This is a genomic window from Sphingopyxis flava (genome assembly GCF_900168005.1).
Classification (GTDB): domain Bacteria; phylum Pseudomonadota; class Alphaproteobacteria; order Sphingomonadales; family Sphingomonadaceae; genus Sphingopyxis; species Sphingopyxis flava.
Window position 1 is genome coordinate 149,170 of sequence record NZ_FUYP01000007.1, and the last position, 12,196, is coordinate 161,365.

Below are 12,196 nucleotides of genomic sequence, written 5' to 3' on the forward strand. Positions count from 1 at the left end.
CGGTTCGTCGCGGTCCGCCAGGCGTTTAGTCCCCCAGGTCGACGCCGTTGGCTTCTGCCCAAGCCTGATACTGACTGCGCGGGTTTGCCGCAGGCCGTGCCAATATCGCAGGCATATCCTGGCGGAGCGCGGCGAGGTTGAGCGAGCGGATCATCGCTTTTGCGGGGCCGACACCCGCGGGCGTGATCGACAATCGGTCGATGCCGAGGCCGAGAAGGGCCATCGCCTCCAAGGGGCGCCCTGCCATTTCGCCGCACACGCCGAGGGTCACCTTGCTGCCCTCGACCAGCTTCACCACGCGCGCAAGATAGCGCATCACCGTCGGCGACAACCAGTCGTAACGTTCCGCAAGCCGCGGATGCGCGCGGTCGGCCGCGAAGAGGAACTGGGTGAGATCGTTGGTGCCGATCGACAGGAAATCGAGGTGCGGCAGCATCAGGTCGAGCGTCTCAACGAGCCCCGGCACTTCGAGCATCGCGCCATAGCGGATCGCTGCCGGCAGCTTCTTGCCGCGGCTTGCGAGCCAGGCGCGCTGGCCGATGAAGAGGGAGCGCGCCGCTTCATATTCCCAAGGCTCCGAAACCATCGGGAACATAACATGGAGCGTGCGTCCCGCGGCCGCCTCCATCAGCGCGCGGGCCTGCACCTTCAAGAGCCCTTCGCGATCGAGCGCGAGGCGCAGCGCGCGCCAGCCCATCGCGGGGTTTTCCTCAAGCGCATTCTCGTCGACATTCATATAAGGCAGCGCCTTGTCGCCGCCGATGTCAACTGTGCGGAAGATCACCGGACGGTCGCCCGCGGCGTCGAGCACGTCGCGGTAGAGACGCTGCTGCCGCTCGCGCTGGGGTAGCGTTGCCGACACGAGGAACTGGAATTCGGTGCGGAACAGCCCGATGCCGCGCGCCCCGGTGAGATCAAGCGCGGCGACATCTTCGCGCAAGCCCGCATTGATCATCAGCTCGATCGAGACGCCATCCCTGGTCACCGCGGGCAGGTCGCGAAGCGCCGCGAGATTGGCGCGGCGCTTCTGCGAGATTTCAAGCTTGGCGTCGAACGCGTCGAGCAGCGCCTGCGTCGGGCGCACCTGCAGCGTGCCGGCGCCAGCGTCGAGGAGCAGCATATCGCCTTCGCGGATCGATGTGCGCACGTCGCGTACGCGGCCGAGCACCGGCACACCCATTGCGCGCGCGACGATTATGACGTGCGCGGTGAGCGATCCTTCTTCGAGAACGACCCCCTTCAGGCGGCGGCGGTCATATTCGAGAAGCTCAGCCGGACCGAGGTTGCGCGCGATGAGGATCGAATCCTGCCGAAGACCCATTTGCGCCGCAGTGCCCATCTGCCCCGACACGATGCGGATCAGCCGGTTCGAAAGATCCTCAAGATCGTGCATGCGGTCGCGCAGCAAGGGGTCATCGATCTGGCGCATGCGCATGCGCGTGCGCTGCTGCACGCGCTCGATCGCAGCCTCGGCGGTGAGGCCGCTGTCGATCGCCTCGTTGATGCGCCGCGACCAGCCCTCGTCATAGGCGAACATCTTGTAGGTCTCGAGCACCTCCTCATGTTCGCCGCCGATGCCGAATTCCGCCTGGCTTGCCATGCGGTCGATCTGCTCGCGCATCTTGTCGAAAGCTGCGTAGACGCGGTGGCGTTCGGCCTCGATATCGTCAGCGACCGTGTGCTCGATGGTGATCCGCGGCTGGTGGAAGACCGCGATGCCCTGACCCATGCCGTCGACGAGCTTCTGGCCGGTCAGCCGCTGCGTCGACTGATCGGCAGCCGCGGCGTCGATCCGTGCGGTGGTGTCGATGAGATCGGCATTGGCGATGAGCTCGGAGAGCACCATCGCGACCGTCTGGAGCGTCTCGATTTCGATCTCTTCGTAGCGCCGCGGGTCGCTGTGCTGGACGCAGAGCACCCCCACGGCCTGCTCGCGGCGGATGATCGGGACCCCGGCAAAACTGTGGAACAATTCCTCGCCCGTCTCGGGGCGATAGGAAAAGTCGGGATGCGCCGCAGCCTCGTCGAGATTGAGCGTTTCGATATGCTCCGCGATCGTGCCGACCAGCCCCTCTCCGAGCGCGAGGCGCGTGACGTGCACGGCTTCCTGCTTGAGGCCGCGCGTCGCATAAAGCTCGAGCGACCCGTCGCGTAGAAGGTAAATCGAACAGACTTCGCTGTGGAGGCATTCGCCGATGATGCCGACGACCTGGTTGAGCTTGCTCTGCGCGTTGGTCCGCGCTGCCATGACCTCGTGGAGCCGGGTCAGAATGGTGCGGGCTGACTGTGCGGCGGTCGAGGGCGGGGGCGGGGCGTTGGTCATATAAGCGCCCTGCTAACAGATGCTTTCGCCCAGCGCCATCGCCCGCCGCGCTAATTCGATCAGCTATTCATGACGCGCGCGGGCGGTCAGCGGGCGGGATCCACCGGTCCCGCCGCGGCCGCCGGCGGGGCGGGGTCCGAGGGCCCTATAGGGGCAGGTCCCACCGGAGCAGTCCCTAGAGGGGCTGCGGGGCCTGCCGCGGCCGGTGCCGTCGTTGTCGGCGGGGTGTAGTAAAGCGTTGCGACCGGGGGCACCCCATATTTTGCGTCCCAGGCGGCGAGATCCGCCTGATATTTGGCATAGGCCTCGTAGAAATCGAGGAAGGGCTCGTCGAGCCGGGCGAGCTGCGCCGGCGCCTGGTCGATGAGCTGCGCGCTCGGCGTGGTCGAGACGATCTGCGCGACCTCGTTGGCGCGGGCGCAGAAATCGCGCTGGGCGGGCGGCTGAGCGAAATAATTGAAGAGCTGCGTCGACAGCTTGTCGCGCGCCGCCGTCCCGTTGGTTCCCATTTCCTTGCCAAGCTGCTTGATCACGTTCGCCTCGGTCGAGCGGATCGTTTTGGCGTGGTTTTTGATGATATTGTTGTAGGCGGCGACGAGGGGCGCTTCCTCGAGCCCCCGGCACCCGATCGCAGCGACATTGAGTGCGATCTTGACTTGCCAGAAGGCGCGGTCGCCGGTGACATTGCTATTCGCCGTGATGAACCGGCCGTCGAGCCCGCGCATCGGGAGGATCTGGGTCGCCGAGGCCTGGTTCGGGGGCACCGGACGCGGAGGCACGATGATGACCGGCGGCTCGGGTGGCGGCGGCGGCGGCGGCGGGGGTGGCTTGGGAGCGCAGGCGGCGACGCTAGCGAGCAGCCCTATGGCAATGATCTTACGCGACAAATTCATCATACTCTCCCCACCCGCATAATATGCGGCATCAACCCCGAGCGTGCAAGGCGGCTTCGGCCTGCCCTACCAACGCCGCGATGATGGCGGCGGCGCTCTCTTCCTGAGTTACCATACCGACAGATTGCCCTGCCATTAACGAGCCGCCCTCGACGTCGCCGTCGATCACCGCGCGGCGGAGCGCGCCCGCCCAATAATGTTCGATCTGGAGCTGCGCCTCGTTCATGTCGACCTTCCCCGCATCGAGGAGGTTTGCAACCTCGCGCTGCTTTGCCGTGAAAGCCTCGGTCCCGCTGTTCTTGAGCGCGCGCACCGGGATTACGGGCAGCCGCGGGTCGATCTGCACGCTCGCGACCGCGTCGCGCGCCGAGGCGCGGATGAAGGCCTTCTTGAAAGCGGGATGCGCAATGCTCTCGGTGGCGCAGACGAAGCGCGTGCCAAGCTGAACCCCCGAGGCGCCCATTTCGAGGTAGGCGGCGATCGCCTCCCCCCGGCCGATGCCCCCGGCGACGAAGATGGGAAGCTCGGACGCGAGTTCGGGCAGGATTTCCTGTGCGAGCACGCTTGTCGAGACAGGCCCGATGTGGCCGCCTGCTTCCATGCCCTCGATCACCAGCGCGTCGACGCCCGATCGCATCAGCTTCTTTGCAAGCGCAAGCGTCGGCGCAAAGCAGATGACCTTGGCGCCCGAGGCCTTGATCGCCTCGAGGCTGCCCTTGGGCGGTAGGCCTCCGGCGAGCACGACATGGCCGACGCCTTGCCTTGCGCACACGTCAATGAGCTCGAAGAGCTGCGGGTGCATGGTGATGAGGTTGACCCCGAAATTGCGCGTTGCGAGCGTCTTTGTCGCTGCAATTTCGGCGTCGAGAAGTTCGGGCGTCATCGCGCCGCAGGCAATGACGCCAAAGCCGCCTGCATTGCTGATCGCGCTTACGAGATGTCGCTCCGAGACCCAGCTCATGGCGCCGCATAAAATGGCATAATCGCAGCCCAGAAGCTCGGTCCCGCGCGCCATTAGTTCTGTCATTTTGCTCATCATGAGCGCCTTTGCCAGCACATGCGCGCGGGCGCAATGGATTGCGCAGGCGAGGGCGGCGTGAGCGCGCAAAACCCGGTCGCTCGGCTCGGCGCGGCAATCCGTCCTTTGGGCGCAGAAAGCAAAACAATCATTGTCAACTAAAACAGTTGGAATATGCTTTTGCGGCGAATCCACGAAAGGAAAGGATGTCCCATGTCCACGAACGATCAGGACGCGAGCAGGCGCGATGCGCTGCCGCGTGCGATCCAGACCGTGCTCGAGGCGCTCGACAAGCTGCGCTTTGGCGCCATCCAGCTCACCGTTCACGAAGGAAAGCTTGTGCAGGTCGATGTGACCGAGCGCCATCGCTACCCGAACTGACACTCTAGCTCCCGATGGGGGCCCGTCCCCCTTTACCGGCCGCAGACCGGACCACCGGATGTGGCAATTTCCATGCAACAGGAATTGCCATGACTGCCAAATATCCTTCTACGCGCCGGCGCATCCCGGCGACTTCGTTGACCTTGTCGTTGATCCTGGCTTTTGCGGCGCAGCCCGCCGCGGCCGAGGACGCAGGCGCCGATACCGCTCCAACCTCTGCCCATGCCGGCACCGCCCCTCAGGTCGAGGGAGGCAGCTATGGCGGCGACATCGTTGTCACCGCGCGCCGCCGCGCCGAAACCGCCCAGGACGTGCCGATCGCCATTTCGGTGGTCGCGGGCGACCAGATCGACAATACCGGCAGCTTCAACGTCGGGCGGCTCCAGCAGCTTGCGCCGACGCTGCAATTTTACTCATCGAACCCGCGCAATTCGGCGGTCAACATCCGGGGCATCGGGGCGCCGTTCGGCCTCACCAACGACGGGATCGAGCAGGGCGTCGGTATCTATGTCGATGACGTCTATTATGCGCGCGTTGCCTCGGCGACCTTCGACTTTCTCGATGTCGCACAGATCGAGGTGCTGCGCGGGCCGCAAGGAACGCTCTACGGCAAAAATACCACCGCGGGTGCGATCAACATAACGACCAACCAGCCGACCTTTGATTTCGAGGGCAAGGCTGAGCTGAGCATCGGCAATCTCAATTTCAAGCAGGCAAAGGCCGCCGTTTCGGGTCCGCTCTCGGACAATCTCGCGGCGCGCGTTGCCATCTCGGCGACCAGCCGCCGGGGCACCCTCTATAATGTCACCACCGACCGCTGGATCCAGAGCCAGGACAATATTGGTCTGCGCGGCCAGTTGCTGTGGCGACCGACCGACAATCTCGACATCACATTGACCGGCGACTGGAACAAGCAGGACGCGGTGTGCTGCGGATCGGTCTTTGTGGCGGTCGGAGAGACGCAGCGCCCGCTCAATCGCCAATATGCCGCGCTCGCAGCAGCGCAGGGCTATGTCGTCCCCAGCACCAACCCTTACGACCGGCTGACCGACCTCGATGCCAATCTCAATGCCGGCAATCAGATCGGCGGGGTCGCGCTGCGCGTGAAGTGGGACGTGGGGCCGGGCACGCTGACCTCGGTCACTGCGTGGCGCTATTGGGACTGGCAGCCCGAAAATGACCGCGACTTCACCGGTCTGCCCGTTGTCACCAAATCGCAGAACCCGTCGCAGCAGAACCAATATACCCAGGAACTGCGCTACAATCATTCGGGCAGCCGCTTTGATTTCGTCGTCGGCGGCTTTGCCTTTTATCAGCGGATCGACACGCAAGGGACCGAGCAGCATGGGCCGGCGTCGAGCCGCTGGACGCTCAATCCGACGAGCGCGCTCTCGAACGACCCCTCGGTGCTCGATGGCCTCACCGCGATCAACACCCAGTATCTGAAGAATACGAGCCTCGCGCTCTTCGGGCAGTTGAGCTGGAAGATCAGCGACAGCTTCACGATCCAGCCCGGCGTGCGGCTGAACTATGACAAGAAGGACGGCTATTATCAGCGGCTCGTCTATGCCGGCGACGGCTCTGCGGTCACTGCCGAGCTCACCGACGCGGTATCGGTCGCGCGGCTTGGGGTGTTCAGACCGCAGGAATATTCGCCCTCGTTCAGCGACTGGAACTTCAGCTACGATCTAACCGCGACCTTCAAAGCCGCGCCCGATATCCTTCTTTATGCGACCTACGCAAAGACGTTCAAATCGGGCGGCATCAACCAGAATGGCGTACCGAGCGGCGCCGATGGCAATCCGCTGCTTGCCGCCGCGACGATCAAGCCTGAATCGGTCCAGCATTATGAGGCGGGTGCGAAAGCGGAATTCTGGGACCGGCGCGGGACGTTCAACCTCTCGATCTTCCGCACCGACATCAAGGATTATCAGGCCAATGTGAACAATGGCCAGTTCGGTGTGCTGCGCGGCTATCTTGCCAATGCGGGCAAGGTCCGCACGCAGGGGGTCGAGGCGGATTTCTCGATCCGGCCGAGCGAACGCTTCCGCGCCTACGCCAATGGGGCCTATACCGATGCCAAATATGTCCGCTTCATCGACGCGCCCTGCCCGCCTGAACTGTCAGGCGGCAGCAACAGTCCGCCGAACTGCGATATTTCAGGCCAGCGGCTGCCCGGCGTTTCGAAATGGGCCTTTTCCTTCGGTGCCGAGGTGAATGCACCGGCGAAATTGCTGGCGCAGGACGGCGAAGTCTATTTCGGCTATGACGGCAGCTACCGATCGAACTATTCATCGAACGCCTCGCCTTCGGCCTATACGTGGATCGACGGCTATTCGCTCTCGAACTTCCGCGCAGGCTTCCGAACCGAGGATGGCCTCGATATCTACGCCTGGGTCAGGAACGCGTTCGACAAAAAATATCTCGAGCAATTGTTTGTCGGCCCGGGGAACACGGGTCTCATCACCGGCCTTCCGGGCGACCCGCGCACCTGGGGGGGAACGATCAAGGCGCGCTTCTAAGCGAGGCCGCAAAAAAGGGGAGCCGTCCCGGCCGGGGCGGCTCCCTATTTGTTTGCAGCCGGGCAGCCGGCCGCTCAAGGGGCGGCGATCCTGCCCGTCGCGGGGAGCTGTGCTGTTCTTCTGCTGAGCGCCCCGCCATCCTGCTCCTGCAATCCAATTCCCGCGGACGGGTCTCGCGCTGATTCTGTCGCCTGGCCGGGCGCGCTTGCGCGCTCCCCCATTGATCGGCCCGGTCAATCACTCAATCCATCTTATTCGGTTTTTCGGAAGCGCCGGCTCAGGCCTATCCTCGCCTTCCAAAGCGAAAGGATGGTCTTGTCGACTCACGCCTTGCCGAGCCGACGCCGCCTCTGCGGCCACCGCCCCCCGCGCTCTTGCGCGGGAGGGCCTGCTTCACGCCATCCCCATCAACGATAGCGAGAGAGGAGAGACTGTATGAACGACCCAACCCCCATCGAATATGCGACGGGCTGTCCGGCCGGCAAAAGCCGGTTCCGCGGCCTTCTGGGCCGCACCAACAAGGATTGGTGGCCCGACGCCCTCCCGGTCGACATCCTGCACCAGGGCGGGGTCTCGCCCGACCCTCTGGGTCCGGATTTCGACTATGCCGCCGCATTCAACTCGCTCGACTATCAGGCGCTCAAGGACGATCTCAAAGCCTTGATGACCGACAGCAAGCCGTGGTGGCCCGCCGACTATGGGCATTATGGTCCCTTCTTCATTCGCATGGCGTGGCACGCTGCGGGCACCTATCGCACCGCTGACGGCCGCGGGGGAGCGAACAGCGGGCAGCAGCGCTTTGCTCCGCTCAACAGCTGGCCCGACAATGGCAATCTCGACAAGGCGCGCCGCCTCCTTTGGCCGATCAAGCAGAAATATGGCAACAAGATCAGCTGGGCGGACCTCTTCATCCTCACCGGAAATGTCGCGATCGAATCGATGGGCGGTCCGGTGTTCGGTTTCGGGGGCGGCCGCAAGGATGTCTTCGAGCCCGAGCGCGACATCTACTGGGGCGCCGAGGAGCAGTGGGTGAATGAGGGCGTCCAGACTCGCATCGACCCCGACAAGCAGCTCGATCTTGAACATCCGCTTGCCGCGATCCAGATGGGCCTCATCTACGTCAATCCCGAAGGGCCCGGCGGAAACCCCGATCCGCTGCAATCGGCGCGCGATATCAAGATCACCTTTGAGCGCATGGCGATGAGCCCTGAAGAGACGGTGGCGCTGACCGCTGGCGGACATACCTTCGGCAAGGCGCACGGCGCAGGCGATGCAAGCCTTGTCGGCGCGGCACCCGAAGGCGCGGACATCACGCTGATGGGTCTTGGCTGGTCGTCGACCTTCGAAACCGGGGTCGGCGCTCATGCGATCACGAGCGGGATCGAGGGGGCGTGGGTGAACACACCCACTGAATGGTCGGAGAATTATTTCCGCCTGCTCCTCGACTATGATTATGAGCTCGTTCGAAGCCCCGCGGGCGCGCAGCAGTGGCAGCCGATCAATCAGAAGGAAGAGGATATGGCCCCCGACGCCCATAACCCGGGCAAGAAGGTGCCGACGATGATGACCACCGCCGACATGGCGCTCAAAATGGATCCTGAGCTACGGCAATATTCGGAGAAATTCCGCAATGATCATGAGGCGTTCAAGGACGCTTTTGCACGCGCCTGGTTCAAGCTTTGTCACCGCGACATGGGCCCCAAGGTGCGCTATCTCGGGCCCGAGGTGCCCGACGAGGATCTGATCTGGCAGGATCCGGTTCCAGCCGGAACCATGCCCTCCGATGCCGAGGTTCTAGCGTTCAAGAGCGCGATACTGGGCTCGGGGCTTGCGATCAGCGAACTCGTGAAAGCGGCCTGGGCCTCGGCCTCGACCTTCCGCAAGAGCGATTTTCGCGGCGGGGCCAATGGCGCGAGGGTGCGCTTGGCGCCGCAAAAGGACTGGGCGGTCAATGATCCGGAAGAGCTTGCCAAGGTGCTCGCCAAGATCGATGAACTGCGCGGGTCGCTCTCGATGGCCGACGCGATCGTCCTGGCAGGCTCCGCGGCGGTCGAAAAGGCGGCGCGCGATGCGGGCTATGCGATCGACGTGCCCTTCACGGGCGGGCGGGGCGATGCGAGTCAGGAGTGGACCGACGTCGAGAGCTTCGAGGTCATGGAACCGCAGGCCGATGGCTTTCGCAACTATCTGAAATCGCGGCACAGCGTGCGCACCGAGGAGCTTCTGCTCGATCGTGCTTCGCTGCTCGGCCTCTCGGCGTCCGAAATGACCGTGCTGCTGGGCGGCCTCCGGGTGCTGGGCGCGAACCAGGGAGGGAGCCGGAATGGCGTGCTCACCAACCGGGTCGGCCAGCTTACCAATGATTTCTTCGTCAACCTCCTCGACATGGACACGATCTGGGAGGTCGTGGACACGAGCGGGGACGAGGAGTTCATTGGCTACGACCGCGCTGGACGCGAGGAGCGCTGGCGCGCCACGCGCACCGACCTCATCTTCGGTTCCAACTCGCAGCTTCGCGCGACGGCGGAAGTTTATGCCGAGAAGGGACATGAGGAGAAGTTCGTGCGCGACTTCGTCAAGGCTTGGGTGAAGGTAATGAACGCCGATCGCTTCGACATCGCGTGACCGGCGGCGCGGGGAGCCGCCCGGCTCGCGGCTTGCGCGCTCGCGCCGCCAATAGGGCGCGAGCTTGAAGAGGCATGAAAACCGCCGCGTCGTCCCTGAGGGGCGGCGCGGCTTTTTCTCTTTGAGCGTACCAACCGCCCCGAGATCTCCTTAAATGTTTACACTGTAAAGTTTGCCTTGACCCGCCATCCTCTCGATGTTTACAATGATAACATTGACGCAGAAAGGACGGATCCATGAAACCCTTGCTCTATGCAATCGGCCCGCTGCTTTTCGATTCGCTCGGCGTGATCGTCTTTGCGGTGCTGCTCGCACTCCACCTCGATCTCGTCACCGCGACGATCGCCGGCACCGCAGCGGCGTGCGGCGTCGTCTTGTTCGAGATCGCGCGCGGCCGCGCTGTCGCCGCGCTCCAGTGGATCAGCCTTGCGATGGTGCTCTTTTCTGCCGCTGCGACCATGCTCACCGGCGATCCTCGCTTCGTGATGGTGAAGCCCTCGATCGTCTATCTGATCGTTGGCGCAGCGATGCTGCGTCGCGGCTGGATGAACCGGTATGTCCCGCCCGCCGATCTGCCGCTCGTCGGCGATGTGATGGAGCGCTTCGGCTTCATCTGGGCCGGGATGATGTTCGCGACCGCGGCCGCGAACCTCGTCATCGCATATGTGTTCACGCCCTGGTGGCCGGCCTTCATCGGCATTGTCCCGCTCGCCTCGAAGGCGCTGCTCTTTGCGGTGCATTTCACGATCGTCCAGCTCGTCGGCCGCGCGCGGACGCGCCGGGCGAGCAAGCTTGAGATTTGCGCAGCCCAATAGTTGCCCGCGCCGCTTCCCCTCCGGCCGGCGAGAAGCTAGGCTTTGCGAAAGAGAGGATGAAGGGGGAAGGGACTTTGAAGACATTGGGCTTTTGGGCCGCGCTGGCGATCGCTCTTTTGCTAGGGACGGCGCCGGCGCGGGCCGAATGGGTCGAGGCCCGTACGCATCATTTTGTCCTGGTGACCGACAGCGACAAGGCGGCGGCGCGCGCATTTGCAGCCCGCCTCGAACAGTTCGACGCTGCGCTGCGCCAGCTCTACGGTATCGCGGATATCCCCGATCTTCATAGCCGGCCGGTCACCATCTATGCGCTCGCCCCAGAGCAATTCTTCAAGGTCTGCCGCTGTCCCGGCGTGCTCGGCTATTATTCGCGCCCGCTCACCGGGCCGCGGATCATCGCGATCAGCGATCCCAAGGCGGATCGCAAGCTCAAGCTCGGGGATCTGCACTCGCAGGCGCTCATGCTGCATGAATATAGTCACCATTTCATGTTGACCAATTTCCCCGGCGCCTATCCCTATTGGTATGTCGAGGGCTTTGCCGAGTTCAACGCCAACGTCGATTTCCAGGAAGATGGATCGATCGTGCTTGGATATCCCGCCAATTATCGCGGGTCGGCGCTGCTGGGCGGTTCGAGCCTGCCGCTGCGGCGTCTCATTGCGCCCGAGCAATTTGGCTATGGCGAGAACGTCAATCTGAACTATGGCCGCGCCTGGCTCCCCACCCATTATCTGATGCTGCGTCCGCAGCGCGCGGGCCAGCTTGACCGCTACCTTGCCGGCATTCGGGCGGGTCAATCGAGCTTTACGGCCGCCAAGGAGGCATTCGGGGACTTCGCGGCGCTCGACGATGAGCTCGACGCCTATATGAAAGGCGATCTTGCGCCGCCGCTGCGCATTCCGGCTGCAGCGGCGGCGGCAGAGGTTCGGATCCGGTCGCTCTCGGCGGGCGAAGCCGATTTGCTCGAGCTCTGGCTCACCATGAAGGATGGGATCGCCAAAGGCTATCGCAAGGGATTTTCCCTCAAGGCCGAACGCGGCGCGGGCAAGCATCCGGATGATGCCGCCGCGCAGGTAATGGCGGCCGAAGTCAGCTTCATGGCCGAACGCTTTGCCGAGGCCGAAGCGATGGCAGACCGGGCGCTCGAGCTTGAGCCCAAATCCGACCGGGCCATGCTGCTCAAGGGGCGGCTCGCTGTCCAGAAAGCTCTTGGGGCCGCGCCCGGCGATCTTGCCGGATGGAGCGCAGGACGCGAGTGGTTCGTGCGCGCCAACCGCGCGAACCCGCAATCGGTCGAGGCCTTTTATCGCTATTTCGGAAGCTATGCCTGGGCCGGTGCAAAAGCGCCCGGCGGCGCGATCCAGGGATTGATGCGGGCATCAGTCCTTGCTCCTGAAAGCGAGCAGGTCGCGGTTTCGCTCGCGCTTCAAAAGTTGCGCGAGGGGGAGGGCCGGGCGGCGCGGTCGCTCCTGATACCTCTCGCGTCCGCGCCCCATCGTCCCCGCGACGACAATGTCGCGCAGAAGATCATCGATCAGATCGACGCAGGCGAGACGAAGGAGGCGGCCGCAGCGCTTCTTCTCCTCGAAGCCAAGGTGCGCGGTCCCTATTGAGGGGCT

8 protein-coding genes are annotated in these 12,196 nt (G+C 63.9%); 5 read left to right on the forward strand and 3 right to left on the reverse strand.

Annotation, left to right across the window (positions count from 1 at the left end; translation table 11 throughout):
- Window positions 1–25: 25 nt before the first annotated feature.
- From ptsP to B5X69_RS07860, 3 genes are all read right to left on the reverse strand, one after another.
- Window positions 26–2,323, reverse strand: coding sequence for a phosphoenolpyruvate--protein phosphotransferase (ptsP, locus tag B5X69_RS07850; protein WP_079638158.1), 2,298 nt, complete (start codon window positions 2,321–2,323; stop codon window positions 26–28).
- Window positions 2,324–2,409: 86 nt separating this feature from the next.
- Window positions 2,410–3,216: a hypothetical protein gene (locus B5X69_RS07855; RefSeq protein WP_079638183.1), complete on the reverse strand. Its 807-nt coding sequence runs from the start codon at window positions 3,214–3,216 to the stop codon at window positions 2,410–2,412.
- Between the two features lie 31 nt (window positions 3,217–3,247).
- Window positions 3,248–4,252 (reverse strand): NAD(P)H-dependent flavin oxidoreductase, encoded by a 1,005-nt coding sequence (locus B5X69_RS07860; protein WP_079638184.1) that lies wholly within the window; start codon window positions 4,250–4,252, stop codon window positions 3,248–3,250.
- Window positions 4,253–4,447: 195 nt separating this feature from the next.
- On the opposite strand from B5X69_RS07860, the gene B5X69_RS07865 reads away from it, so the two are divergent.
- The 5 genes from B5X69_RS07865 (at window position 4,448) to B5X69_RS07885 (ending at window position 12,190) form a co-directional block, all read left to right on the forward strand.
- Window positions 4,448–4,615, forward strand: coding sequence for a YezD family protein (locus B5X69_RS07865; RefSeq protein WP_079638159.1), 168 nt, complete (start codon window positions 4,448–4,450; stop codon window positions 4,613–4,615).
- A gap of 89 nt (window positions 4,616–4,704) precedes the next feature.
- The gene (locus B5X69_RS07870; RefSeq protein ID WP_079638160.1) at window positions 4,705–7,137 is read left to right on the forward strand and encodes a TonB-dependent receptor; all 2,433 of its coding nucleotides are present in this window, start codon (window positions 4,705–4,707) and stop codon (window positions 7,135–7,137) included.
- A 435-nt stretch (window positions 7,138–7,572) separates the two neighbouring features.
- Window positions 7,573–9,762: a catalase/peroxidase HPI gene (gene katG / locus B5X69_RS07875; protein WP_079638161.1), complete on the forward strand. Its 2,190-nt coding sequence runs from the start codon at window positions 7,573–7,575 to the stop codon at window positions 9,760–9,762.
- 236 nt (window positions 9,763–9,998) lie between these two features.
- Entirely contained in the window at window positions 9,999–10,577 is a 579-nt protein-coding gene (locus tag B5X69_RS07880; protein WP_079638162.1) for a septation protein IspZ, read from the forward strand.
- 74 nt (window positions 10,578–10,651) lie between these two features.
- Window positions 10,652–12,190: a tetratricopeptide repeat protein gene (locus B5X69_RS07885; protein WP_217699103.1), complete on the forward strand. Its 1,539-nt coding sequence runs from the start codon at window positions 10,652–10,654 to the stop codon at window positions 12,188–12,190.
- Window positions 12,191–12,196 lie beyond the last annotated feature (6 nt).